General features: G+C 31.9%; 20 protein-coding genes and 2 rRNA genes. 16 read left to right on the top strand and 6 right to left on the bottom strand.

The genetic code is table 11. The annotated features are described in order from the left end of the window. The first annotated feature begins 65 nt into the window (after positions 1 to 65). Together BGO27_03710 and BGO27_03705 are read left to right on the top strand one after the other, a co-directional pair. Entirely contained in the window at positions 66 to 1,928 is a 1,863-nt protein-coding gene (locus BGO27_03710) for a hypothetical protein (protein OJV16334.1), read from the top strand. Then, positions 1,889 to 3,703, top strand: a complete 1,815-nt coding sequence (locus BGO27_03705; protein OJV16333.1) for a hypothetical protein — start codon at positions 1,889 to 1,891, stop codon at positions 3,701 to 3,703. The genes BGO27_03710 and BGO27_03705 overlap by 40 nt, the downstream gene beginning before the upstream one ends. A gap of 75 nt (positions 3,704 to 3,778) precedes the next feature. Here the strand turns inward: BGO27_03705 and BGO27_03700 are convergent, their stop codons facing one another. Continuing rightward, positions 3,779 to 5,173 (bottom strand): hypothetical protein, encoded by a 1,395-nt coding sequence (locus BGO27_03700; protein OJV16332.1) that lies wholly within the window; start codon positions 5,171 to 5,173, stop codon positions 3,779 to 3,781. A gap of 201 nt (positions 5,174 to 5,374) precedes the next feature. Here BGO27_03700 and BGO27_03695 point away from each other — a divergent pair, with 201 nt between their 5' ends. After that, complete coding sequence (locus BGO27_03695; protein ID OJV16331.1) at positions 5,375 to 6,892, top strand: murein biosynthesis integral membrane protein MurJ; 1,518 nt, start codon at positions 5,375 to 5,377, stop codon at positions 6,890 to 6,892. Positions 6,893 to 6,962: 70 nt separating this feature from the next. Continuing rightward, a complete protein-coding gene (locus BGO27_03690) occupies positions 6,963 to 7,229 on the top strand; it encodes a 30S ribosomal protein S20 (GenBank protein OJV16330.1) in 267 nt (88 codons plus the stop codon). Positions 7,230 to 7,785: 556 nt separating this feature from the next. Here the strand turns inward: BGO27_03690 and BGO27_03685 are convergent. Further along, positions 7,786 to 8,541 (bottom strand): hypothetical protein, encoded by a 756-nt coding sequence (locus BGO27_03685; GenBank protein OJV16329.1) that lies wholly within the window; start codon positions 8,539 to 8,541, stop codon positions 7,786 to 7,788. Positions 8,542 to 8,623: 82 nt separating this feature from the next. Here BGO27_03685 and BGO27_03680 point away from each other — a divergent pair, with 82 nt between their 5' ends. Beyond that, a complete protein-coding gene (locus tag BGO27_03680) occupies positions 8,624 to 8,950 on the top strand; it encodes a hypothetical protein (GenBank protein OJV16336.1) in 327 nt (108 codons plus the stop codon). On the opposite strand, the gene BGO27_03675 is transcribed toward BGO27_03680, so the two are convergent. Next, a complete protein-coding gene (locus BGO27_03675) occupies positions 8,934 to 9,665 on the bottom strand; it encodes a hypothetical protein (protein OJV16328.1) in 732 nt (243 codons plus the stop codon). The two genes, BGO27_03680 and BGO27_03675, sit on opposite strands and share 17 nt — an antisense overlap. Here BGO27_03675 and BGO27_03670 point away from each other — a divergent pair, their 5' ends adjacent. The 5 genes from BGO27_03670 (at position 9,666) to BGO27_03650 (ending at position 13,105) form a co-directional block, all read left to right on the top strand. Next, on the top strand, positions 9,666 to 10,415 hold the full coding sequence (locus tag BGO27_03670; GenBank protein ID OJV16327.1) for a hypothetical protein: 750 nt from the start codon (positions 9,666 to 9,668) through the stop codon (positions 10,413 to 10,415). Positions 10,416 to 10,486: 71 nt separating this feature from the next. After that, the gene (locus tag BGO27_03665) at positions 10,487 to 10,849 is read left to right on the top strand and encodes an NADH:ubiquinone oxidoreductase subunit NDUFA12 (protein OJV16335.1); all 363 of its coding nucleotides are present in this window, start codon (positions 10,487 to 10,489) and stop codon (positions 10,847 to 10,849) included. After that, on the top strand, positions 10,849 to 11,343 hold the full coding sequence (locus BGO27_03660; protein ID OJV16326.1) for an outer membrane lipid asymmetry maintenance protein MlaD: 495 nt from the start codon (positions 10,849 to 10,851) through the stop codon (positions 11,341 to 11,343). Before BGO27_03665 ends, BGO27_03660 begins: the two co-directional genes overlap by 1 nt. Then, positions 11,321 to 11,767, top strand: a complete 447-nt coding sequence (locus BGO27_03655) for a hypothetical protein (protein OJV16325.1) — start codon at positions 11,321 to 11,323, stop codon at positions 11,765 to 11,767. Before BGO27_03660 ends, BGO27_03655 begins: the two co-directional genes overlap by 23 nt. Before the next feature lie 171 nt (positions 11,768 to 11,938). Further along, a complete protein-coding gene (locus BGO27_03650; protein OJV16324.1) occupies positions 11,939 to 13,105 on the top strand; it encodes a hypothetical protein in 1,167 nt (388 codons plus the stop codon). Positions 13,106 to 13,108: 3 nt separating this feature from the next. Here BGO27_03650 and BGO27_03645 read toward each other — a convergent pair whose 3' ends face one another. Together BGO27_03645 and BGO27_03640 are read right to left on the bottom strand one after the other, a co-directional pair. Continuing rightward, positions 13,109 to 13,471 carry a hypothetical protein gene (locus BGO27_03645; GenBank protein OJV16323.1) on the bottom strand — a complete coding sequence of 121 codons (363 nt, stop codon included), beginning with the start codon at positions 13,469 to 13,471 and terminating at the stop codon, positions 13,109 to 13,111. Between the two features lie 98 nt (positions 13,472 to 13,569). After that, positions 13,570 to 14,295 carry a hypothetical protein gene (locus BGO27_03640; protein ID OJV16322.1) on the bottom strand — a complete coding sequence of 242 codons (726 nt, stop codon included), beginning with the start codon at positions 14,293 to 14,295 and terminating at the stop codon, positions 13,570 to 13,572. Positions 14,296 to 14,448: 153 nt separating this feature from the next. Between BGO27_03640 and BGO27_03635 the strand changes: the two genes are divergently transcribed. From BGO27_03635 to BGO27_03610, 6 genes are all read left to right on the top strand, one after another. After that, positions 14,449 to 14,658 (top strand): 50S ribosomal protein L35, encoded by a 210-nt coding sequence (locus BGO27_03635; protein ID OJV16321.1) that lies wholly within the window; start codon positions 14,449 to 14,451, stop codon positions 14,656 to 14,658. 3 nt (positions 14,659 to 14,661) lie between these two features. Further along, on the top strand, positions 14,662 to 15,018 hold the full coding sequence (locus BGO27_03630) for a 50S ribosomal protein L20 (protein ID OJV16320.1): 357 nt from the start codon (positions 14,662 to 14,664) through the stop codon (positions 15,016 to 15,018). A gap of 222 nt (positions 15,019 to 15,240) precedes the next feature. Beyond that, positions 15,241 to 18,480, top strand: coding sequence for a hypothetical protein (locus BGO27_03625; GenBank protein ID OJV16319.1), 3,240 nt, complete (start codon positions 15,241 to 15,243; stop codon positions 18,478 to 18,480). A 290-nt stretch (positions 18,481 to 18,770) separates the two neighbouring features. Beyond that, positions 18,771 to 21,546: ribosomal RNA gene (locus BGO27_03620) — 23S ribosomal RNA — on the top strand. A 95-nt stretch (positions 21,547 to 21,641) separates the two neighbouring features. Then, positions 21,642 to 21,756 (top strand): 5S ribosomal RNA (gene rrf, locus BGO27_03615). A 370-nt stretch (positions 21,757 to 22,126) separates the two neighbouring features. Next, the gene (locus BGO27_03610; GenBank protein ID OJV16318.1) at positions 22,127 to 23,500 is read left to right on the top strand and encodes a hypothetical protein; all 1,374 of its coding nucleotides are present in this window, start codon (positions 22,127 to 22,129) and stop codon (positions 23,498 to 23,500) included. A 30-nt stretch (positions 23,501 to 23,530) separates the two neighbouring features. Here the strand turns inward: BGO27_03610 and BGO27_03605 are convergent, their stop codons facing one another. Further along, complete coding sequence (locus BGO27_03605) at positions 23,531 to 26,197, bottom strand: hypothetical protein (GenBank protein OJV16317.1); 2,667 nt, start codon at positions 26,195 to 26,197, stop codon at positions 23,531 to 23,533. Positions 26,198 to 26,370: the final 173 nt, after the last annotated feature.

Here is a 26,370-nt window from a genome sequence, read left to right as displayed (position 1 = left end):
GGGCTTCCTCAACCCTCAAAAATTAATCCCTAACTTATTAATAAATCGTTGCACTACTATCTAGAATGTACCTAATTAACCAAAGAAATAATAGAAGAATTTTAAATCTGTCAGAAAGCCAAATAGAAGAGTTGTCTGTATGGAATAATTATGCTTTAGATAACAATATCCAGAAACTTCCAAAAAGTCTACGCAAACTGAAGATATTTAGCGGAGATAACCCATTAGATCTAAGTAGTCTTGATTTAAGTGTGCTGACAATTGAGAATACCTTAAGCAATTTTAATATAAAACTACCAAAAACTTTAGATAGGTTATCTATTAAAATTGATGACAAGGTAAAAGAGCTTGATTTTAGCAATTATAATATACATAAACTCATTATGTTTGATAATAGTTTATTTAGAGGCAACTCGAGTAGAGTAGTAGATATTAAGCTACCAAATCAACTAACTTCAATTAAACTTTGTTTGAATTCATTTTCATTACCTGACTTATCATCAGCTGTAATTGAGAAAATGGTTAAAATACGAATCATTGATTCAGTAAATGAAAGTATATTATCTAAATTACCAAAAAAAATTGAGTTTCTTAAACTGTCTATGATAGATGGGTCATTCCCTGATTTTTCCGATTTTGAAATTAAACTTTTAGCAATTTCATTTCCAGAAGCATTATCTGATATAGATATACAGCATAAATTACCTAAACATTTAGAAACACTTGTTCTTGAATCAAATCAAGCAAATTCACCTGATTTATCAATTACAAACTTAAAAACTCTTATTTTAAAAAACTCTGCATTAACTGCAGAAAACTTAACAAATAAATTCCCCAAAAGCTTAAAATATTTACAAATTGTTAATGATAGATTAGATTATTTTAAAATTAACGGAATAGACTGGTTCAATGTTCATATTTTAAAAAATTATAATTATGAATATTATAATATTTTATTTGACCAGGTAAATTATAGACCTTTTCATTCAAGTAAATTATTTTATACAACTTTTCCTTCGCTTTATTACAGTAATTTTAATGAAACCCCTGATCTTCGAAATGAAGACATGATATGCTATAATTCACATATCAAATTCTCTCGTGAAGATAATTTGGCATTAAAATTCTCAGATAAATTACAACATTTATTTTTATATGATACAACAATTCCAAACTTAAAGGATCTAAAGATTACTAGTTTGACCATAGTTGATTGTAAAAACCTCAATATTATTTCTGAGGATTTACCAAATACACTTAAAAATTTAAATTTCACATATAATCAAAGCGAAATAAATTTTCCTAATTTATCAAATAATAATACAATTAAAGAAATTAAATTATATACTGATGATGGTATAGGGATAGGTAATTTGATTGGCATACTACCTAAATCACTTACAAAAATAACTCTTAAATCTAGGTGTTATTACAAAGCCAAAGAATATACATTACAAGAAATTGATGACATCAAAAAATCTTACGCTAATGTTTCGGTGAAGTGGCAATTTAGCTTATCGCTATTTTCCAAAACTCTTGCATTTACTGCGATCAGTTTTTTTGCTGCGTCATACCTATCTAAATTACCTAACTATTGTTTTGAATCATTAAAATTATATAACTTTGTTAATCACGCTAAATTATCATACGTTAGAAAAGCAGCGCATTATGCTGTATCATACGCACTTGGGCGAAACTGGGCTATGTCTGACTTTGAGCTACCAGCCAAAATCAAAAATATTAAGTTTATAGGAAGTAAATTAAATCGTTTATTTAGCGGCACTAAACCATTTAACGATGTTGAACTAGACCCTATTTACCCAAAGGCTGCAAAGCCTATTGCTATAGCTTCCTCCAAAAAGTTTTGTAATAACTTTAGGACTAGGGTATGCAGCATAAGAGAGCCAAAAGTTTATTTAAAGCCATAGAAGAGCATAATATGAAACTGTATTTACTTAGAAGAAAGTTTTTGAAAGCATGTAAAAATGGAAACTTGCAGGCTTTAAAAGAAATATATGCAAAATACCCAGAAAATAAAAGGAAGGAGCTTTTAGATATTAATAGAGATTATCCTAATTTTGAGAATTCACCATTTCTAGCAGCAATAAATTCATCACAAGGCCTTGAAATTAGCGAGTGGTTTGCTACTTTACCTGAGATTAACTCAAAAAAACTACCAAAATCCATTTGCCGCAAAATCGCCAATGATAAATACCTAGATGTTATAAAATTACTTTACGCCAAAGGACTTTTAGAGATAGATAGTTTTAATACTTTAGATGAAGTATCTGAATCTTATGATATAAACTATCAGACTCTAAAATCTTTATGCTTACCCGAATGTCAAAATCTGGCTAAGTGGTATTATGATAATTGTATTAATGTAGAATGTAAAGATCAGATAATAATAAATTTAACTAAAAGATCAATTATATCTTTTGATCAAAAATCCAACCTTACGCCTCAATTTATTCAAAACTTATATCATGGTGATTTTAAGAGCTTTCTAGAACATAATTATTTTAAAATATTACATTATACTCCATTGGTTAAAAACATTGAACTATATTATTATGTATTAACTAGAGTACAATTTAATATCGCTAAACGCTATATAAATTCTTTGAGTGAAGAATCTATGCAGAGATTTATATACGCTAAATTTTCTAATGAACTTATATATATTTATGAGTTATTTACACCTGAGCAAAAGGTAATATTGGAAAATAATTATTCTGATATTCAATGGTTGAATTTATATATAAAGTATAAAAATCAGTATAACATTGATTGTACCAGCTATTTAATCAAATATCGCAACAGTCATTTTGGTTTAGATAAGGAAGTAGCTTTAGATGCAGATGCCGAAATCTCAAACTTTTTAAACAAATATGAAGAAACTATCCGATTAATAAAAAATCAAAACCCAGATAAAATTATTTCTCTTTCATTAATTAAAAAAATTATAAATGATTCTAAATATCATCCGATTTTTAGTAGTCGTAATACATCAATTTTACCAAGAGAATTGCAAGAGCAAATTTTAGGTTACTCAAATAATCTAAATTTAACCAATGTTGTATTAAAAATTAATCAAGATATTGCAAAACCTGACATTCCAATTATCACGTCTCATACCCTTTTTCCCCGAAAGAAAAAAAGTCCTAAATCTTATCCTTCAAAGAAAGATTATATGATAGATTTTTATAATAATAAATCATCAAACACCGAAAGTTTTTTAGGTGTTTTTGGGCTTGAATTTTTTATAAAAGGATTTTTTGTATTTAGCGGTGCTACGATTGGGTTAATATCTTTCAATTATCTTGGTTTTAATATTGGTTACTTATTATCTATATCTGACGGTATGACTTTTAAGGAATGCTTCAAAATAGGAAAGGGAATTATAAAAGTTTTATCTACGCTACTTGCCTTAGGAACTTGTTATATTAGATACGCAATAGCAAAAGATTCTACCGAATATGTCCATCAGTCAGGTTGGAAGGCTATGGCAAAAAACATATTAAATACATTTCTTCCGATTTACTGGATTGAGTATCAGTGGGCTAAGAAAAATCTTAGGGGTGTTAAAGGGGATGTTTCAAGTGTTAAGTGCGATATTATTGAAACAACTAAAAACGGCAGATCACACTACAGGGCTAAAGTAACTGAAATTATTAAATCTAATCAGGCTGTTGCAGTTTAAATTAATAAAGCACACTGTCTGTAAATTGATAAAATTCCGGGAGGTGGGATTTATCTCCCGGAATATATGAGTTAATTATATTTTAACGCCTACATTTGAAGCTTTGGTTTTAATGCAATCTGCATGGCTTCTGAAGTCATTTAAAACTGCATTGCTGAATGATGCAACATGTCTTGCGCCAAATGCTGTGCGTGGCTTAAATGTATTCTTTGCTTCTTTAGAACCAATCATGTAATGACGTACTGTTTCAGAGAACAATGAAATTCCTATGCTAGCTGCAATTCTTAAGCCTTTGTCTAATGCATTGATTTGTGGGATTGAGCTTGCAAACATACCTAATGCAATGCTTCCTGCTGTCCATAGATAGTTACCAAATGTTCTAAATTTTTCACTACGAATTTCAGCAGCAAACTTAGGCTTTAATGTATCACGTAACAAAGTATTAGCTGCAGTTAAGTTGTTAATGCTATCTGTGTTAGCTTTATCGCTATTCGCCTGTGCAGCTGTTAGGTTTGCAACTTGTGCATTAAGCTGTGTGATTCTTGTGTCTTTTTGAGTATTTTGCTGAGTTAGATTAGTGATTGCAGTATTTTTACCAGCAAGTTGATTTCTTAAAGCAGAAAGTTCGTTATTTAATCTTGTGATTTCAGCACTTAATCCTTGATTTGTTTGATTTAAAACAGCTATTATTACATCATAATCTCTTGTTGTTTTATGTAACTCTTGAGTTACTTCTTGAATTTTGTTTTTAAGAGAAGATATTTCATCTGCCTGTGCAGAAATTTTCTTATCTCTATCATCAATTTGTTGATTTAGTTTAGATACTTCAGCAGAATGTTGGCTCTTAATATAGTCAATATCATGTTGATGTAATCTTGATGTATCTTTCGGTGAATTTTTAAGGTTCTCCAATCTTTTTTCTAAATCTTCTTTTTCAAGATGAAGTTTGCTCATTTCAGAAATTGAAATTTTTTCAAGTTCTGCCTTTTCTGACTGAAGTTTAGCAACTTCATCAGTTAAAGTTTTTTCAAGATTTTCTTTTTCTGATTCTAAAGATGTTATTTGTGTTTTTGTATTACTAATTTCGTTTTCAAGTTCTTGAATTTTAACAATATACTCTAATACTTCTACGTTAGTTAAAGCTTTTTGATTTGTGCTGTTAGTGTTATTGACGGAATCCATAAGACCTGTGAAATCGCCAGATTTAATTTCGCTTCCTTCTGATGAACTATTTGTTGAAGAATTTGATACTGTTTCATCATTTTCTTGTTCAGGTGCATTAAAATATAATTTTTTAGGTTCTAAATCAGCATAATGCGCAGTAGGGTTATTTTTGCTAAATACGCTTGGGCTAGCTGGTGTATTTTCTGATTTATTGTTATTGTTATCATTATTGCTGTTATTATTAACATTATTATTACGTCCTCTGCGACCTTCAAAAGCACCATTTCTATAACTAGATCTTCTCATTTTAAAAACTCCATATTATAATTTTTAACTATATTAACTTATAATTAACTAACGTAGTTTTATTTATATGTAAATAGAAAAATTATATTTAATATATTTTTAAGTGAGTGATCAGGCTATAAACTAGTGCTAGATTATATGGTTTGTAGTGTATATAATTATCCATAAACTCAGGGCTACTTATATAAAATAGAGACACAAATGGTATTTAGAAAATCAGTTATAGTAAGTTTACTTACGCTTTTATCAAGGGTGTTTGGTTATGTGCGTGAGATAATGATGGCGGTGGTTTTAGGTGCGGGTGAGGTTGCAAACGCCTTTCACTTGGCATTTAGATTTGCCAATGTGTTTCGCAGTTTCTTAGCCGAAGGTGCATTTACAGCTTCATTTGTACCTGTTTATTCTAAGCATATAGCTAAAGATGATGTCAAAGGCGCAAATATATATGCATCGCAAACTTTAACAATGCTGTGCGTTATATCGCTAATACTTGTTATCGTTGCAGAGATCTTTATGCCGCAAATTATATACCTACTTGCGCCAGGCTTTACAGATGATAAAGAACTGCTGGATAAAGCTATAATACTTGCACGCATTAACTTTCCATATTTATTCTTTATGTGCATATCTGCGCTATTTGGCGGAATATTAGGAGTATTTAATTCATTTTCGGCAGTTGCAATCTCTCCGCTAATTTTGAATATCATGATGATGATTGCGCTGGGCATGCCTATTAGCTCAAAGTTTGATATTGCTAAAATTTTATCTGTGCTAATAGTTATATCTGGCGCTATGCAAGTAGTGTTGGTGTGGTATCAGGTAAAAAAGCTTAAAATAAAAATCAAATTTGCCCGTCCCAAATATACTCAGGATATGAAGATTTTTATGAAAACCTTTTTTCCTGGCGTTCTTAGCTCATCTGTTACGCAAATAAATTTATGGGTAAGTACAGCACTAGCAACATTTTATGATGGTTTGGTGTCGCACTTATACTATGCTGACAGGGTGCTGCAGTTTCCATTGGCGCTTATTGGTGCTTCTGTTTCAGTAGTATTACTTCCGGTTTTCTCTAAAATGGAAGCAGGTAAGGATGATAAAATCAACAATCTAATATCTCAAACTATTGAAGTTACTATGTTTATGACCTTGCCGATTCTAGCGGTTGTGACTTTCCTTAACAAAGATTTTATATCATTTATGTTTGAGTATGGTGCATTTTCTGATCATGATGCTTACAGAACGGGTCTATTGCTAGGAATCATGATATTTGCATTACCTGCTTACATTATTAATAAAATCCTTACGCCACGGTTCTTTTCAGTGCATGATACTAAAACGCCATTTATTGCTGCGCTCATTGCGATGCTGTTTAACTTGCTGATAAATATTGCTTTTCTAAAATATTATTCGCATTTTTGGTCGGTATCTGTAGCTACGGTTATATCATCATGGGTAAACATAATAATATTGCTAGCGGTAGCGAATAAGAAAAATTTATATAGAGCTACATTAGTTAACTTACAAAAACTTCCTAAAATCATATTTATAAGCTTAATTACGGCTATTTTATCTTATTATTTAAGCACTCATGAGTTTATAAGTTTAAAACAGATAGATTTGCCAATTAAGTTACTGATTCTTATAGCTATATACCTGGGTTTGTCGTCTATGCTACGCATATATAAACTTCAGGATTTACGCAAGTATTTGAAAAAATAGACTTGACTCTTAGGGAATTAGGGTGTATTTAACTGTATGAATTAAAGTATAACTATGGGATGATCCGATTATGGCAAATCACAAATCAGCTGAAAAAGCTCACAGACAGTCGATCAAAAAGGCTGCTATTAACAAATCAAGAATTAGCAGAATGAAAACTTTCATTAAAAAAGTAGAAGCTGCAATCGTTTCTGGGGATAACCCTGCTGCTCGTATAGCTCTTTCTGCTGCACAATCAGAAATCATGCGTGCTGCTAAGAAAAACGTATTAAAGTTTAAAACTGCTTCAAGAAAGATTGAAAGACTTGCAGCTCGCGTTAAAGCGATGGTTGCATAAATCTTCCTTTATCAAAGTAATTACCCCTTATTAAAAGGCTTGGGACACTCTCAAGCCTTTTTTTGTTTATTATGAATAAGTCGTTGGGGATATATAGTTTGTAATGTTAAATGCTCTTCATCATAACAGTGCATTAGGCATATAGTTTTTTAGGTTCAATTTGATATGCGTCATTTCCTCACTCATGTAGCTTTATCTACACTTCGTTCGTTATTCCTGTGTCAAATTCAACCTAATTTACTATATCATTGTTGTATAGGTTCATAATATCGGTTACGGTCATTACGAGGAATGCAAAGCTACTTGCGTGGTAATCTAATTGAATGTAATTAAAGTCCATATAAATTACGACCAGGGGGCGAGCCTTATAAAATAAGGCGAGGGGAGTGATTTATATGTGCAATAATAAACCCCATTTATATGGAAGAAAAATGACTTCCCGGGGGTGGTCAGCCATTTTTTATTTTTTTATAATTAGTCACGTCTATTGCCAACCATTTTTCGTCACCGAAATTCTGAACTTCTACAGTTACGAGAGCATGGTTGATTTAACAATTTACTCAACCAACTTAAGCTTTCTTTTAGTTGGTTTGTTTCTAAGTACCAGACCCATTCTTTTAGCAACTTCTAGGTAGTTGGTATCCATTCCTGTTTGCAGACTAAATGAAGAGTCTAAAACTTCATTAGTAGTTAAATCAAGAAGCCTTGTAGTATCTGGCGTAATTTCATCAGCTAAAACTAGCCTAATATAATCTTCTTCAAAAACCTTAGCAAATTTAAGGTCAACTGATACTAAGCGAATATTATATGATGAGAAAAATCCTTGTAAGAAGTCATTGATTCTGCTTGAAATATGCTTGATTTCTTCCATTTCAAAAGGGTCAACCACACCAAAATATACAATTTGCTCATCTGTTGACAGGTTTTCAGCAATAGAATTGCCTACAAATAGCTCCATTACTGGGCTTTTAAGAACCATTCCCTGAACCAGGTTAAATTTTGTTGCTAGTTCTTCTGTTGTAACGTTAGTAAATCTAACGGTGATATTTACAGGGTCAGATATCCTAACCGCTTGCTCGCGCATATTTAATGCTTTAATGTAATGTGTATGAATACCGATATTGGCAATTTTAGACATAATAAGCGCATTAATCTTATTATTTACCACGCCCTTACCAAGTACTGTTGTTTGATGATTTCTATATAAATCAGTAACTTCATCTGTGAAGTGCATTACATGGCTGTTTAAATCTTTGCCCTGGTAAATGTGTTTATTAGGCATGTCAATTATAATTTTCTTCTTATTTGTCATATATTTGCTTTTAATTAAAAAATTAACGTTTATAATAGTATTATATCAGTATTATAACATAAAATTCAAGATTGGTAGAATTATGGCCAATAATATAAACAAAGAAGCAAATATCCAAGAACAAAAATTAGTTCATGACTCGACTATTGATTTTAAAGTACAATCGCTAAGAAATAAAATGCTTGCTGAATGGGCTGCCGATATTATTGGTTATGATGAAGCTAAGATAAAAGTATATATAGAAGATGTCAATAAAGCAGATATAGAAACGCCTGGTGACGATGACGTTATAGATAAAATCTATAGAGATTTCCAAAAAACTGGTCATGATATCAGCAGAAAATCAATCAAAGATAAGATTATTGAGCTTGATAAATCAGCCAGAAGTGAAATTACAGGAAAAGCATAAATAAAAAACTTAAGCTGGCAGCAAACAAAGCTACTGTGCTTTTAGATATATTTTTGATAACCTGAAGTGACCTAAACACCCTAAATGTAATGAAAATACAAATACTAGATACTAAATATTTGAAATATAATACAAAGTCTCCGCTTAAATAAACAAAACTTATTCCTATAACTAATATTGAATCAATATAAGGCCTTGATTTTTCTGTAAATTTTGTAAAAAGCATGATTAAAAAGCCAGCTATAGCAAGGTTCATAGATACGTCCATTAATTCGGCATCAAAATAGCTGCTTTTAAGAATACTTAAAAATACTAAGCTCAAATAAAGACTTCCAGGTATTTTGTGATTGCATAAAGACGTAAGACTTATAGAGCTTAAAATAATGGTTATAAACACATTTATTATATATTTATCACTTATACCATAAAAATAGGAGCTTAATACTGAGGATAAGATTATAAAAAATTCTAAAATAAAAAATGTAAAGTCAATTTTATCGCCACAATAATTACACCTGCCTCTACATGAAAACCATGATAAAAAGCTATAATATTCAAAAAATTTAAGGGGATGATTGCATTTTGAGCAAAATGGTTTTAATTTGTTATCAAGAAAGCCATAAAGATCGATATTCCTAGGAAGCCTAAAGAACAAACTAGATGAGAATGTAGCGGCAAAAACTCCTAAGATCAGACCAATTAAAGCGTTTAACATATGAATTCCGAATTTGATAGATTACAAAATATAGTAATAGAAGCAGGTGAAATACTCCGTTATTACTTTGAAAATTATGATAAAGTTAGCATTGAGACAAAGCAAGATAATTCGCCTGTAACAAACGCTGATATAGCAGTGAATGACTTTTTGCATAAAGAATTAGAGCAATTTAATATGCCTATAGTTTCAGAAGAAACTAAAAGCGTTCAGTTTGGTAGTAATTTTTTTTTACTAGACCCACTTGATGGAACAAAGCAATTTATAAGAAAAAAGCCTGAGTTTTGTATATCTATAGCAATAGTCGAAAATAATATCCCTGGCAAAGGCATTATATATGCGCCGATGATAAATGAAATGTACGCATTTGATGGAAATAACTTTGAATCAAATATAGCGGTAGAAAATGACAGAGAACTTACTGCTGTAGTAAGCAGAGGTAATGATAAAGAATTTACTGAGTTTTTCAATAGTATAGGGATCACTCAAATTTATAATGTGAAAGCTGCTATAAAATATGGTCGTATGGCAGCAGGAATAGGCGATGTAAATATTCGCAAGTTTCCCATTAGTTCCTGGGATATTGCAGCAGGCTATGCAATTTTAAAGTCACAGGGGTTTGAATTTTTAGGAATAGACGGTAAAGAAATAGATTTTTCCAAGCCTTATGATGAATTAAACGGTGTTATAGTAATCAGCCCTAAGGCTATGAAATATAAACAAAAAATTTTAAATGCAGCTACTACTTAAAATTAAATTCTTGCCTGTACTAATCAATATTGTATGATATAAGTGACTGTAAATTCTATTTTTATCGAGTTATTATGAGCTTTGAGACAAAATTATTCCACAAATTATTCTATAAAGAAGTTGGAACTGATCATTTAGGTAATAAATATTACGAATCAAAATGTCATAAAACTAATGGTAAAAACCGCAGATCAGTATGGTATAATGGTACGCCTGAACCTTCAAGAGTTCCGCCAATGTGGCATTCGTGGTTACATTATACAACCGATGAAATTCCTGCATCAAATGTTTCGTATACTTGGCAGATTGACCACGTCCCGAATTTAACAGGTACAGACTACGCTTATAGACCTAATGGTCATATTTATAATGGCGGTAAGCGCGATAAAGCAACAGGTGACTACGAAGCCTGGAATCCTAATGAGGTTAAATAATGAACAGATCTTACTTTGAAACCATTCTTGGTTTCGCAATCTTATGCTTTGCAGCATTTTTCCTATTTTATTCTTATACCAAAGCAGAAAAAACAACTTCTTCTGATACATATGTAGTCAAAGCAAAATTCGATAGAGTTGATGGTATCACTGTTGGTAGCGAAGTAAAAATTAGCGGTATTAAAATCGGTCAGGTAGTTGATAGAGTACTTGATAATAAAAGCTACAGAGCAATCCTTGCTATTGCAGTTAATAATGATGTAAAATTGCCATCAGATACAAGCGCTCAAATCTTAAGTGAAAGCTTACTTGGTCAAAAGTTTGTTTCTCTTCAGCCAGGTGGTGATGATGAAATGCTCAAAGAGGGTGGGGAGATTTTATATACACAATCTTCTGTAAATCTTGAAAATTTGATCGGCAAAATGATGTTCTCAAAAGATGATAAAGATAAGAAAAATGATAAGAAAGAACATGAAACAAATCCTGCTAATTAGTACTTTAATTTTAGGTGCTTTGAATAGTTCTATTGCAGAAGACGATGACCTTGAAAAGTTACTTAAAGATGAGCAAATTACAGGCGTAAATACTGAAATTGCTAGTGAAGTATTAGAAGAGCCTAAAAATAAAGGCACAAGCGCTGAAATTAAAATACTTGATAAGGTATCCACAAAGCTTACTGCCGTTGACTATAAAATTATGTCAAGAAATAGGTATAAGAACTTGGAGATAATAGTTTTTAACTGCATTAAGCCTACGCAAAAATTATCTAACCATAAAATGTTAGTTGGCATTTGGGAGCATTCGGAAAATAAGGATATTGAAAAGATATTCTTAGGCTGGTTATTTTCTATCGATAAAAACCTAAACCAAATTGAGCATAGATTTTTCAACATCGCTGATTTTAAGTGTAAGTTATAAATATAGTAATTTATGTTGATTATATATGCGTCATTTCCTTGTACGCTGAGGTTTACTAGGTTTCGCTCGTTATTCCTATATCTAATCTAACCTAAAATACTATATAATTTTTATTGCCTGGTAAGTACGAATCTTTATAGTATTTTTATTTGAAGAGATATGAGGTATAATATGGTCAACTTGCTTGTTTTTAAAAAACGTACTACTGATACTGAAAATTTTCTAAATTCGCAGGATGGTATACACAACTTAAGAACCCGTCTAAGCTTAAAGTTAAAAAAGCTTATAGTTAAAAAAGAATTAAATAATCAACAAGAGTTTATAGGTATTTCTAAAAATTTGATGAAATTCCAACATATTGAAAACCGGTTTCTTGAATTAATAATTCATAAATACCAAGCAATTTTAGTAAAAAAAGTAAAAGTTATTTTGGGAAAGGATGCATATACGGATTCTGAAAATGCGTTTTTACAAGAATACGAGGAATTTTCACAGAAGCAAAAAGAGTTTATAGACCTGAAAATTTTAGAAGATTTACCTGAATTTCAGAATTATGTGAAAAACAACGTTGGCAATGTGCAGCAATTTATCTCAGAAATAGATGACAAAATAAGTAAGCATATTAAAACTTTAGATTTGATTCCAGGTAACGCTATTGTACTACAAGATATTAATAATGCTGAGCAAGAAAAAGCTCAATATATAAGGATTATGGCTTTTGCAAATGAATTAGCATATTTAAAAAATTTGCTTACAATCTTAAAATCTAAGCCACATTTTATAAAATTAAGTGATTTTCAAATATCAGAAAATTTCATAACAATAGATGCTGATATTTTGGCAGAAAGGCAAATCCAAGAGCAAATTGATATTGGTAAAAATATTAAAGATTTAGAGCAACAAGATAGGGATTTTGTGCGTAATAATCATGAAATTATAAAACCAGGTGTCTTTGCTCCAATTAAAGACATTGGTAGATTTATCATAGGCTCACTTTCAAGGAAACAATATTTTGAGCATAATATAAAGCAGTTTGCTATAAGAGTTCTAGTTGCAGGTATAACTTTTGGCATTATAAATTTTTGTGTAGGTGGGTTATTTAAAAATAATAATTTCAAAAATTTATTACTAGGATTATTTGGTAATTTTATAGGAGGATATTTTGCTGTTCCTATAGAAAAAGGCTATTATGCGCCTGAATTTGGAAAAAGCCAAGGTTGCATTGATGAGGCAAATGTAACGATTAATCAAAATAAAAGCGGTATTCTATATAATGTATTTGGGTTTAGAGAATTAGTTTTTGATAATAAAATTGAACTAAACTTTAAGCAAAAGTAGGTTTTAAGCCTTCCTAAGAGGCTGTTCTAAAGATTCGATTTGTTGAATTGAAGGGTAATAAGAATCGAGCTTTATTCTATAGTTTTCAGAAAGTGTAAGTTTTCCGCCTTTAATTTTAAAGCCCATGTTTTCTACTTCAGAGAATTTTTTGCCTGACGTTGCACTCATTATTGCTGCTGAAATAGATGTAAATATTGATGGTACAATAAAGAAGCCAAGTTCTTCAATACCAACGGCAACAGTGATACCTGCCATACTCATAGCAACCATTGCACCAGATAGAATAAGCTTTTTACGCGCGAGTTTATAAATATTCTCGGCTTCTTCTGCTTTTTCTAATAAATTTTCTAGCTCAGTACGATTCATTGTTTTTGCTTACTAGTGATTTACAAATATTTATAATTTAACATTTTTGTATAATTGTCAATAACTTAATCAAATATATTAAAAAATAAATTTTTATGTTAATTTGTTGTGAACATATTCTTTTTAATTCTTATATCAAAATAACAAACTAATGCTTCGGAATTTTGCTGAGCTCCTGCTGAAACATTGTAAGCTGAAGAGACGTTTATGCATGCATTAGCTGCAGCATCACTGCCATCAAATGACCTTATAAAGCCAGTTGCTGGGTTGCCGTCATCATATTTTTGGTCAAGTTTCATCATATCTAGTACAGAAAGTACTGAATAAGTGAGGTTTGAACCTGAAATGACGGTTGAGTCTGGATCAGCAAAATTCATACGTGCAAATCTCAGAACTATTGGGTCGGTATAGGCATTGGTAAAATAAAAACCGCTATTTGCAACAGATCCTTTATACATTCTATTATATATCCAGGTGCCATTATAGTTGCCTTCAAGTAAACCCGCAAAAGCTAAATGCTGAAAAGCATATATGCCTTCGTTGCCAGATACTGTGCCGTCACCATTACCTGCTGTTGTTGCAGGGTTGCCGTTAATTGCGTTTGTCACAAAAAAAGTTGCTGGATTATACATATCACCAGGTAGTTGTTTATAAGTTTCCTCAAAAGTAACAACTGCATTAGAAATTTTTCCTACCATAGACATCAGTTGATCAATTCCAGCTTGTTTTCTTAAAGATGTACCTAAAAAAACTCCGCCCATCAATATGGCTATTACCAATAATGCCATTGAAATTTCTACTAGTGTAAACGCTTTCTTATTCATAAATATGCCAAATAATTAATATATTAATATATTGTTGATGATTTTTGAGAGATTGACAAGTGTAAATATTTTGTTTATAAATGCAAATTCGGTAGAAAAGGCGAAAAGGCATGCCTTAATATTTAGTATTTAGTTATTTTTTCGGAGATAGAAATGCCAAAAATGAAGACAAAAAGCGGCGCTAAGAAACGCTTTAAAGTGTCTGCAACTGGTAAAATCGTTGCAACACAGGCGGGTAAACGCCACGGAATGGTTAAAAGAACCAATAAACAAATTCGTAATCAACGCGGAACAACAATCCTTAAAGATTGTGATGCGAGAATCGTAATCCAGTTCCTCCCTTATCGTAAGAAAGGAGTGTAATACATGGCTAGAGTATCATCAGGCGTTACAACACGCGCAAGACATAAAAAGATTTATAAACTTGCTAAAGGTTATCGTGGTCGTGCAAAGAATTGCTTTAGAGTAGCTATTGAAAAAGTTGAAAAAGGCTTACAATACGCTTACCGCGATAGAAGAAACAAAAAACGCGATTTCAGAAAACTCTGGATTCAAAGGATCAATGCCGCTACAAGAGAACACGGTATGGTTTATTCTCAGTTTATCAGAGGTTTAATCCTTGCTAATATTGAAGTTAACCGTAAAATGCTTGCTGAAGTTGCTATTCATTCTCCAGAAGCTTTTGCTGAACTTGTAAATAAGTCAAAAGCAGCTTTAAACTAATATTTTAGTTTAATACAAAGTTTTAAAAAAGACCTTAGAGTTATCTAAGGTCTTTTTTTTATAATTTTCAAATAATTAATCTACTTTGCAGAAAATTTTCAATTGATAAATAACGTAAATTAAGTTGTATTTATGTCATAATATCGCTTGCTAGTTTATTAAATTAATGGTAGTAAGAGTTACTAACTTAAAATTAATAAATTGTAATTGGAATTTGATGTTATGCAAGATAAATCACTTTATGATAGAGCTGATGATGAAAAAGGGTTGAAAAGCCAAGATAATACACCCTTAGGTAGCCCTAAGAAGGTAAGGCCTAATACTCCTAAAAAAAGTAATATGAATTCACCTTTGAAAGAAAGTCAGTCATATGAAGATTCTGAATTATTAGATAGTCCTCTAAAGCCTAGTAATATTTTAAATGCTCCAAAAAAAGATAATCCTAAAAAAAGAAAAAGAACTGAAGGTTTGCAAAGTAAATTATCCACAGTTAAACGCAACTTATTTGGAATGTCAGATGAAGTGGTAGAAAATGATCTTGCTGAAGGTCAAAAGTTAAGTCAGCTAGAGTATTCTGAAGAATATATTGAGCAAAAAAGAAAAAAACAGAAGACCGACGCAATGCAAAAAATGCATAATCTCGAGAATTGCCTAGATTCAGCATCGCTAAATAAAGAATTTGAAAGAAATTTTCATCTTTTAAAAAACGATATTATAGAAAAATCAAATCTGGTTAATTTATTGCTTCATGAATTGAATGATAAGAATGTATTGAGATTGGTAGCTTATTGTCTTGAAAAAGCTGATTTATCAATTTATGCAGAAAAAACATTGATATGGCGTATTAATCAACTAGGTGGATTACATTATATTTGCTTAAATGACCTATTGCCAAAACTAATTAAATATAAAAATGGCATTTTATTAAATCAGATAAATTATAATTTAGATGCTAATTCAGCAAAGCAATGTATTTATTCTTTAGGGGGATTTGAATTTGAAGTCTTTATAAAAATTGCGCAGCAGTATCTAGATGACGAGAAGTTAATCATTTTACTAAAAGCTATTATTGAAGATAAAGATAAATATTACCTTAACCAAATATACATAAAATATGCATATAAAATACTGAACAATCAGCAATGTATGGATATGATATCGTTAAATACTATATCAACGGGAAATATATCATTTGTTAATCAACTTTTAGAATCAAAAAAGCATTACCAGATATTAACTCATACTCCTGAAGCTTTTGATTTACCCTTTTTAACTGAGTTATATTTGCAAGCTGCTTTTTATATGCAAAATGACAATAATAAATATCGGCATATTATAAATTTCATAAGTAAGCTTTTAGATAGAAACTGTTCATATTTAGTTAATGATGTAGAAGAAAGTGAGGATCTGAAAGATACATTATTATATGCGGTCATTAAAAATCAGGATATTGAATTTTTTAATAATATTGAACACTTAATTATTGGTTCTCCAGTATTAATAAGGACTATAAATAGTATTATAGTTTTGCCAGATATAGAAAATCACGATAATCAATTAGTTAATTATCTAAAGCTTGAAGAATGGTTCAGGGGTTCTACTCAATATGGACAATCTTCTTTCATAATTAAATATCATGAAGCTGTAAAAGATGAATCGATAAGTATTTTTGACGTGCTAAATTGTATTGATGATGACCTTCAAAATAATAAACAGTTTCAATATGATTTTTTAAAACAGATAATTGATCAGGATAATATAATATATGTTGATTATATATTACATGTTTATCCAGATATTATTGTAAAGCATAGTATCCTTATTCAATATGCGGCAGAACAAGGTAAACTATGGGTGTTTGAAATTTTGTCTGATAATCCGGCGCTTAAATACTTGGCATGTGCTAAATATTATGATGAACAAGCAGATACCTATAAATATTCATTAATACATGAACTTTACAAAAATGGATGCGTTACCTACGATCTAATCACAAAATTTTGCCATGTGCCTGTAGTTAACCAGGACATGCATCTCTTATATTATATAATATATAATGATGATATAAAATCATTTAAGTTATTTGTAGATTATTTGAGTAATGAAATATTAGAGGAATATTTAGATCTTTCATTAATATGCAAATCTGCAAAGATATTTAAATTTTTAATGAATCAAGGCATTGAGTTTAGTCTTGATTCTGAATGGGCATGTGTAACTAGTGGCAGTGATGCTGAAGACAATATAATCAATGCAATGTCAATGTATTTCAAAATTGAAAATATCACAAATATTAGATTCAATAAATTAGCTGCTTTGATTATTACAGATAATATAGAAGTATTGCAGTATTTGCATGAAAGGAATCTGATCAAAAATAGAAACCTCGAATTATCATTTGAAGTTCCAGCTTTACATAAATCTGCTGAAGAAATAAGATATATGGCTTGGTTTGCAAGTTTATTAATGGATAAGCCTATGGGAATTATAAAATTATTCCCTGAAATTATTGATCAAACGTTTGAAGCTAAAGAAAAAGCCATTGAAAATAATATGTTAAGTATGTCGTTTGTAAATGAAAATGGTGCAAACGAATTCAAACAATCCGCTTTCATGGGGTTAGTTGAGAATATATATAATTTAGGTGGTTATAATACATATATATATGTACTTAAAAATCCTTCTCATAAATTACATAGTGTATTTAAAGAAAATTCTATTAAACTGATAAAATCGGCTAATGCAAATAGCGTTAATAACAAGAACTTATATTCAATATCTGAAATTAATAAGGTTCTATATAATATATTACCTAAAGAAGATGCAGAATTATTAGGTAAAATAGCCATCACCTCGTTAGATATAGAGACTATTCATAGATATACTTATATTCATAATACAAATATTGCTAATTTATATGTGGAAATACTTCGATACCTATCTTTAGTATATGGTATTAGTAATGAAAAAATTTTAAGACTTCCTCTTATATTATATAAAGAGTGCGCACCGTACTTAAGTAATGAAGACAAAACCAGAGTATTTCAACAAATTAGTACTATATATAATAAAGTATATGGATGTTATAAGCTAAATGATGGGCATTCTGAGGTAATTCACGCTGCTTTATTGTTTTTTTCCCGTAATTTTGAAAATGATATTATAAAAAATGGACTGATTTTGCCAATTTTTATCCAAAATGAAGAAAAATTATCATCCATGGAAGGTCTTTTTGAATTTATTTCATTATATAAACAAGAAATTTTAGTCAAAAAAATGTATGAAAACGTAGATTTGACTAGTGATGCTGTAAAAAACATGTTTCAAGGCTTACCATCTGATATTGTGAATAAAATATTAAAATTAAGGTGTGCTGTTGAGGGTGATTATTATAGTGCGTACAGAAATTATAGGGATTTCATCGAAAACGATAGTCAAAAAAAGTTAAAAAGGGAGATTTAGCAATAGTTAAAATTTTTTTTCGGGTTTATTAAATCAATTTTTTTCAAAAAAAATGCAAAAAAATGCAAATTAGCTGTTGACAGGGTGGGGAGTAATGTGTATAAATCCCTTCATGTCCGGTGATGAAAAACAACGTGACGAAATAAACGAGATGAATAAATAAATCTCGACGCTGTCTAAAATGTGAATAAAGTGATAACGAGTCTTTTTATAAAGAAGCGGAAACGCTGAGAGATAAGAGAGATAAATAAGTTAAGTGTAGTTAGTTCTGCACACAGCATATTCTACTCAAGAAATTAAGTATAAAAAGAGCATTCGATGGATGCCTAGGCTCTAGAAGGCGATGAAAGACGTGATAGGCTGCGATAAGCTTCGGGGAGGTGCCAATACCCTTTGATCCGAAGATTTCTGAATGGGGGAACCCACTGCATTAGCAGTATTGCTTAGTGAATACATAGCTAAGTGAGGCAAACCCGGGGAACTGAAATATCTAAGTACCCGGAGGAAAGGACATCAATTGAGACTCCGCTAGTAGTGACGAGCGAACGCGGACCAGGCCAGTGGCTTATAGGTAATAATTAGAACAACCTGGAAAGGTTGGCCAGAGACGGTGATAGCCCGGTATAAGTAAAAAGCTTATAAGTCCTTGAGTAAGGCGGGACACGTGAAATCCTGTTTGAAGATGGGGGGACCACCCTCCAAGCCTAAGTACTCTCTAGAGACCGATAGTGAACTAGTACCGTGAGGGAAAGGTGAAAAGTACCCCGAGAGGGGAGTGAAATAGTTACTGAAATCGAATGCTTACAAGCAGTCGGAGCGAGGTATGATGATTCGTCATCATAAGCTTGTGACGGCGTACCTCTTGTATAATGGGTCAGCGAGTTAGTATAACGAGCGAGCTTAAGCCGATAGGTGTAGGCGTAGCGAAAGCGAGTCTGAATAGGGCGTATAGTTCGTTGTATTAGACCCGAAACCGAGTGATCTAGCCATGGTCAGGTTGAAGGCGTAGTAACATACGCTGGAGGACCGAACCCATTAATGTTGAAAAATTATGGGATGAACTGTGGCTAGGGGTGAAAGGCCAATCAAACTCGGAAATAGCTGGTTCTCCGCGAAATCTATTTAGGTAGAGCGTTATAGTATTACCATCGAGGGTAGAGCACTGGATGGGCTAGGGGGATCCAAAGTCTTACCAAACCCAACTAAACTCCGAATAACGATGAGTACAGCATAACAGACAGACTACGGGTGCTAAGATCCGTAGTCGAGAGGGAAACAGCCCAGACCGCCGTCTAAGGTCCCCAAGTCATGGCTAAGTGTGAAAGGATGTGAGAAGACCAAAACAACTAGGAGGTTGGCTTAGAAGCAGCCATCCTTTAAAGAAAGCGTAACAGCTCACTAGTCTAAATAAGTCTTTTTGCGCCTAAAATGTAACGGGGCTAAAGCCATGCACCGAAGACGCGGGTGCTTATCATATGATAGGCGCGGTAGCGGAGCGTTCCGTAGGTCGTAGAAGGTGAACCGTGAGGTTTGCTGGAGATATCGGAAGTGAGAATGCTGACATGAGTAGCGATAAAAGATGTGAAAATCATCTTCGCCGAAAGTCCAAGGGTTCCTGCGTAAAGCTAATCTGCGCAGGGTTAGTCGGCCCCTAAGGCGAGGCCGAAAGGCGTAGTCGATGGGAATCAGGTTAATATTCCTGAACTTGTGGGTAGTGACGGATGATGTAAATTGTGAGCGGTAATTGGATTCTGTCTTGCAGTGAAATTGTCCCAGGAAATAGCTCCCACGTATAAACCGTACCCGAAACCGACACAGGTGGACAGGTAGAGTATACCAAGGCGCTTGAGAGAACGATGCTGAAGGAACTAGGCAAATTGCACCTGTAACTTAGGGAGAAGGGTGACCTTCTTATGGGCAACCATAGGAGGGTGGCACAAAGCAGGGGGTTGCGACTGTTTAATAAAAACACAGGGCTATGCAAACTCCAAAGAGGAGGTATATGGTCTGACGCCTGCCCAGTGCTGGAAGGTTAAGAGGAGGTGTGCAAGCACTGAATTGAAGCCCCAGTGAACGGCGGCCGTAACTATGACGGTCCTAAGGTAGCGAAATTCCTTGTCGGGTAAGTTCCGACCCGCACGAATGGCGTAACGACATCCCCACTGTCTCCAGTATCGACTCAGCGAAATTGAATTCTCCGTGAAGATGCGGAGTTCCCGCGGCTAGACGGAAAGACCCCGTGCACCTTTACTACAGCTTTACATTGGCATTAGAAACTTGATGTGTAGGATAGGTGGGAGGCTATGAAGCGAGGGCGCTAGCTCTCGTGGAGCCAACCTTGAAATACCACCCTTTAAGTTTTTGATGTCTAACCTAGTACCATGAATCTGGTACAGGGACCGTGTATGGCGGGTAGTTTGACTGGGGCGGTCGCCTCCCAAAGAGTAACGGAGGCGCGCGATGGTAGGCTCAAGCTGGTCGGAAATCAGCTTGTAGAGTGTAATGGCATAAGCCTGCCTGACTGTGAGACTGACAAGTCGAACAGGTACGAAAGTAGGTCATAGTGATCCGGTGGTTTCCATGTGGAAGGGCCATCGCTCAACGGATAAAAGGTACGCCGGGGATAACAGGCTGATGATTCCCAAGAGTCCATATCGACGGAATCGTTTGGCACCTCGATGTCGGCTCATCACATCCTGGGGCTGAAGAAGGTCCCAAGGGTTCGGCTGTTCGCCGATTAAAGTGGTACGTGAGCTGGGTTTAGAACGTCGCGAGACAGTTCGGTTCCTATCTACCGTGGGTGTAAGAAGTTTGAGAGGATCTGCCTTTAGTACGAAAGGACCGAGGTGGACGTACCTCTAGTGGTCCAGTTGTCGCGCCAGCGGCACGGCTGGGTAGCTAACGTACGGAAGGGATAAACGCTGAAAGCATCTAAGCGTGAAACCCACCTCAAGACTAGACTTCTCCATTAGGGCCGTGAAAGACCATCACGTTGATAGGCCAGGTGTGTAAGCATGGTAACATGTTTAGCTTACTGGTACTAATAGCCCGATTGACTTAATTTGCGAGTATATGCTGTGAGCAGCGCTAATTACATTGTTAGTCATGACTCGTTATCACTTTATGAAACATCTCGATAGCAAAAGAGGTTGTTTTATTGGCTTGGTGGCTATAGCGTGTGGGAACCACCCGATCCCATTCCGAACTCGGAAGTGAAAACGCACAGCGCCGATGGTACTATGTCTTAAGGCATGGGAGAGTAGGTCGTCGCCAAGTCTATAAAGCAACCTCTTTTTTATTTTTTTATTATCACTTTTCTTGCAAATCATTTTCCATAAAAATCAAAATATCCACTTTAAAACCTTCAAATTATTTTCTTCTTTTTATTATATTATCTATTTCGATTAATTATAATAATATGAATAAACTGCAGAAATATAATAGAAATCCTCTATGAAAAATAATGCTATTCAATAGATATAAACCTTATGATCTTGAATTTTAGCATATTACTTTAATTAATGAATATTACCCAAAGACTTATTTTAACTTTGGTATAATGAATCAATAGTTGCAAATATCTGTACCGTGTTATTATTTTTTATGCTAAGTATACAGTTTATAATTTAATAAAATTGAGGTAAGTATGTTTTTTGCTGATGAAGTTATCGAAGATAAAATAGAGAATAAGGACAATGATAATATAGATAACACTCAAAAAGCTATAGAAGATTATAACTTGGAACTCAAATTACTTAGGGAAATACTGCTACATGATTTAGACAATCCTTCATTAAATATCAAAGCCTTAAGAGAAATGCAGCGTATATTTCCTGAAATCTTAATAGAAAGTTTGCTTAAAGATATTCGTTATTCGGATGAAAAAAGTTTAGAACAAACCCTTTCATATTTTAGATTTGAAGAAAGCAGTTCAGACGAAATGATAACACCTGATGTAGGTCAAGCATTTAAATCATTATTAGAAGACAAACAAATAATTCTAGACGCCGCACTTAGATCAAAGAATCCTTCTATAATTAAGCTTGTAGAGAACTACTTATTTCTTGTTCCTGAAAACCCCAGAGTTATAGGTAATCTTGATGATTATAAAGATCTTATACCTATACTTAAAAAAGTTAATAGTGAAAAGAGAGAATTATATAGAAGGGATTTGAAGGATATACTGAATATTTACCTAGAAAGATTAACTATTGATACATCAGAAATTAAAGCTACTCAAAATCAGGATAGTTATAGTGTATTAAGGAATATATTAAGTGATATTGAAAATCAGAATCTCCCAAATGTAGAGCATACTATCAATTACTATAAAAAACTTGAAGCTAATCCTTTAAATCAGTTTCATGATATTTTAATGGAAAAAGCTGAAACCTCTGGTCATGGTGATATTATTAATCTTATAAATGCTGAGTTTTTTGGGGGCAATTATTTTAAAAATCAAATTTGTCCTTATAATAATAGCCCACAGAATCTTTTATTTAAGGAAGACAGCAGATTAAATAAGCCATTTGGTAAAATTGAAAGTAGCGCAAGCAGCTTAACAACAAACCTGCCAATAATTGTTGCAACTGCAATGGTTGCAATTAAAACTACAAAATCAATTGTATCTGGCGTATCTTCCAGCATTAAATCTGTATTTAGCAGTAAAAGTCCATTAAATGCGATAGATAGATTAAGCTTAAAAATTTATCGTGATAGCTTAAAAATTAGTCAAAAAACTTTAAATGGAGCTTATTATATTTCCGGATTCTTATCTTCTAATGTATACAATAAAGAAGGAAAATGGAGTAAATTAACTATCAAAATTGATGAAGTTCAGGAAAGAATAAAAAATTTATACAAATCAAAGTATTCAACAAAAGATCACTTTAGTGACATAAGTTTAGAAGTAGAAACTGTTAGAAAAGAAGTAAGGGAATATATAAGTAACTTTACTTTTGATGTTAGATCAGAAATTGATAAAAGGGCTGAAAATAAAATCATTTCAAAAATTCACTAAATATAAAAAAGGGGATAATTATCCCCCTTTTTATAACCCCTGATAATGGTTTCTATCTACCCCAAAAACAAATAACTTTTGGTTTTTAGATGTCTTAAATACATGGCTTACTGTTAGGCGTTCTTTCATATTAGCACCGCCTTTCGGTCTAAATCTCATGAATTTACCAGATTTTAAAATTCCGTCTTCATGCTTTTTACAGAAACCATTTTCTTTAACATGATTTAAAGTATCATAAAAACATTGTGGTAGTTTAAGCCTTGGATCAATTGCTACAAAATACTTACTTTCACCCTTTGACCTATGAACTGGTATAATAACAAGGTCTTTTAAACTATGTTGTTCAAAATTTTCATTTTCAAAATTATCAATTTTAATAGGTTTGTTACCATATTTAATTGGCTCATTGAGTTTTATGGTTTGACCTAATTTTTCTCTCCATAGGTTTGTAACGGAATTTCTTCTTTCCATAGTAGGTAAAGTATTAACCAATTGCTGCGTGTTAGAGCGCTGGAGCTTAGGTTTGCTTTCAAGTGCATTTAAAGTAATAGAAACCCTGTCATATTTAGATTTAATCTGTTTAAACATAAGATCGGCATCTTTATTAGTTTCTTTTAGGTCTAATGGCAGGGTAACATCTACGCCAGCAAAAAATATTTTGCTATTTTTATAAATCTCGTAAGCTTCTAATATAAATTTATAAAACTCCACGGGTCTGCTTTCATATGTTAAATTATATGAAACTAGCTTTTTTACGGATTTTTTTGCTATAGGTAGTTTCATAGTAAGTGTATCCATTTGACATAATTCAAGACATGTATTTTTAATATTATGATTTAGCTCAAACTGCCGATTATTTTTAATAAATTCACCATATATGATGTTTAAAGCGTCATATATTTCTAGGTTTATAAAAGTTATATCATCACCAAAGCAGTGTGACTTATTTAATAAAATGGATCGGGAAATTGTTTCGGTAAATTCTATATAGGCATGAGAAATATATCCTCTCAGAAAATAATGGAAATCATTAAATATACCGAATTTTATATTTTCAGGTAATGTAATATTGTGTTTGTGTGCAATAGCTATAATTACATGTTTATTGTGATGGGTAAAATAATTAGTCTGATCCAGTACTAAATTTTTAATAGCTAAGTTTAGCATTTTGTTAAAATTAATATTACCATTTATATCTTCAGGTTTTATGGCGCTATAATTATTTATCACATCATTAAATATTGGATTGACGTACTCACAAAAGTTTATTGAAAATGTCTGCTTTTCAATATAATTAATCAGATCTTCGTAATATTTAATGCGTAGCTCTAATTTTGGCTGAACCAGATTATACTTAAAATATAAACTTAGTATAATGTTATAGCAATTTTTAAAACTTTCGTGTTTTTGCGCAGTATAATTATCTAGGAATTTATCTAGTTGCAATAGATTTAGTAAGGCATAGTTTTCTATAGAAATTAAATGGAGGAAATTATGCACAGTTGAGCCTTGATGCTTATTATCATAAAAAATATCATATTTTTTGAACATAGATACAAATTTAGGTGTAATAATTTTGTGTAGTATTTCTATACTAATTTCTTTAGTTGAATGATGATCAGCAAAATTTAACATTGACTCAAAAAAGCTTATCAGATTTTTACCAAATAAAGATAGTTCTTTGGGGTGATCTTTTAAATCCTGTTCTACATGCGTTTCTGCAAATGAATATAATTTGTATATTCTTTGTAAAGAGTTATCTATATTATTGAAATCAAAGGTATTTAAAATTTTATAAGTATGATACTGGTCAAAAATTGTTAGAATATACCTGATTTGGTCATCTTCATTATTAGTATCTAATTGATCTAATATACCTTCATATAAAGATGAAATATCTTGTTTAGTAAACGTTTTGTTTTTTTTTAGATAACTAATCGTTTTGAACATCATCGTATAAGGATAGTTTATATTAAGATTATTAGGGTAGCTGTCTAAATAAATTTCACTTAAAACTTCTTTTAAAGAAATGTCGTTTAAAGCAAATGGCAATGTATCCAGATCAAATACATTGCAAAATAAATGCTCAATATAGTCATTAATACGATCATTATCAGGAAAATATTGTTTTACTTTTCCATAAACAATTTTATATGATTCTAAAGATGAATTCTGAAAACATATATTACGAACTGCAATTAATTTTAAGAAAGTTTGAGCATCTATGTATTCAGCGAACCCAGATACATCTTTAAAGATTGAGAGAAATTGCTGATCAATGTTATCAAGGATTTTATGTTTAACTTTAAACAATACTTTTATATCAAGTAAGTCCATTTGCTCCAGTCGGCATAGACTAACACATAATGAACTATATTGATTAAAATGCTCAGTAATATATTTTAAACAATTTTTTCCTATACTATTGCTGTAAATAATAAATATTGATGCAAATAATATAGAATCTTTTAAATCTATTAAGTTTAGCTTCTTGTTAGATCCGGTTTTTAGAGCTTTACTTAGTTTGCTGTCTAAATCTTCTAAGCTGTTAAAGTCATGTAAATTTTGTTGTAGATAATTTTTTTTATTATCAATTGAAGTTAAAATAAAATAAATTTCTTTTTCAACAGCTTTGCGGCTTTTTGAATTTGTACTTTTACATGCGATTAAATAAGCCGCTAATTTGAAATTACTCATAATATTATATTATTTGGTATTACACTTTTTGTATTTGTTTAGCACTTAAATCATTTAGTGACATAGTTTTCATTTTGGAAGGATTCTTCTTAGATTCTTTGTGGCTAACAACTCTATCAAGAATTACGAATTTAGTACCGTTATTACTTACGATCATTTTCGTTGATTCTAAA

This window comes from Alphaproteobacteria bacterium 33-17 (genome assembly GCA_001897445.1).
Lineage (GTDB): Bacteria > Pseudomonadota > Alphaproteobacteria > Rickettsiales > 33-17 > 33-17.
The sequence above is the reverse complement of the archived record's forward strand: the minus strand, read 5'-3'. Positions and strand labels throughout refer to the sequence as shown.

Excerpts from the sequence above, each read along its gene's own strand:
- BGO27_03710 (OJV16334.1), top strand. The coding sequence starts at position 66 with ATGTACCTAATTAACCAAAGAAATAATAGAAGAATTTTAAATCTGTCA.
- BGO27_03705 (OJV16333.1), top strand. The coding sequence starts at position 1,889 with ATGCAGCATAAGAGAGCCAAAAGTTTATTTAAAGCCATAGAAGAGCAT.
- BGO27_03700 (OJV16332.1), bottom strand. The coding sequence starts at position 5,173 with ATGAGAAGATCTAGTTATAGAAATGGTGCTTTTGAAGGTCGCAGAGGA.
- BGO27_03695 (OJV16331.1), top strand. The coding sequence starts at position 5,375 with ATGGTATTTAGAAAATCAGTTATAGTAAGTTTACTTACGCTTTTATCA.
- BGO27_03690 (OJV16330.1), top strand. The coding sequence starts at position 6,963 with ATGGCAAATCACAAATCAGCTGAAAAAGCTCACAGACAGTCGATCAAA.
- BGO27_03685 (OJV16329.1), bottom strand. The coding sequence starts at position 8,541 with ATGACAAATAAGAAGAAAATTATAATTGACATGCCTAATAAACACATT.
- BGO27_03680 (OJV16336.1), top strand. The coding sequence starts at position 8,624 with ATGGCCAATAATATAAACAAAGAAGCAAATATCCAAGAACAAAAATTA.
- BGO27_03675 (OJV16328.1), bottom strand. The coding sequence starts at position 9,665 with ATGTTAAACGCTTTAATTGGTCTGATCTTAGGAGTTTTTGCCGCTACA.
- BGO27_03670 (OJV16327.1), top strand. The coding sequence starts at position 9,666 with ATGAATTCCGAATTTGATAGATTACAAAATATAGTAATAGAAGCAGGT.
- BGO27_03660 (OJV16326.1), top strand. The coding sequence starts at position 10,849 with ATGAACAGATCTTACTTTGAAACCATTCTTGGTTTCGCAATCTTATGC.
- BGO27_03655 (OJV16325.1), top strand. The coding sequence starts at position 11,321 with ATGAAACAAATCCTGCTAATTAGTACTTTAATTTTAGGTGCTTTGAAT.
- BGO27_03650 (OJV16324.1), top strand. The coding sequence starts at position 11,939 with ATGGTCAACTTGCTTGTTTTTAAAAAACGTACTACTGATACTGAAAAT.
- BGO27_03645 (OJV16323.1), bottom strand. The coding sequence starts at position 13,471 with ATGAATCGTACTGAGCTAGAAAATTTATTAGAAAAAGCAGAAGAAGCC.
- BGO27_03640 (OJV16322.1), bottom strand. The coding sequence starts at position 14,295 with ATGAATAAGAAAGCGTTTACACTAGTAGAAATTTCAATGGCATTATTG.
- BGO27_03635 (OJV16321.1), top strand. The coding sequence starts at position 14,449 with ATGCCAAAAATGAAGACAAAAAGCGGCGCTAAGAAACGCTTTAAAGTG.
- BGO27_03630 (OJV16320.1), top strand. The coding sequence starts at position 14,662 with ATGGCTAGAGTATCATCAGGCGTTACAACACGCGCAAGACATAAAAAG.
- BGO27_03625 (OJV16319.1), top strand. The coding sequence starts at position 15,241 with ATGCAAGATAAATCACTTTATGATAGAGCTGATGATGAAAAAGGGTTG.
- BGO27_03610 (OJV16318.1), top strand. The coding sequence starts at position 22,127 with ATGTTTTTTGCTGATGAAGTTATCGAAGATAAAATAGAGAATAAGGAC.
- BGO27_03605 (OJV16317.1), bottom strand. The coding sequence starts at position 26,197 with ATGAGTAATTTCAAATTAGCGGCTTATTTAATCGCATGTAAAAGTACA.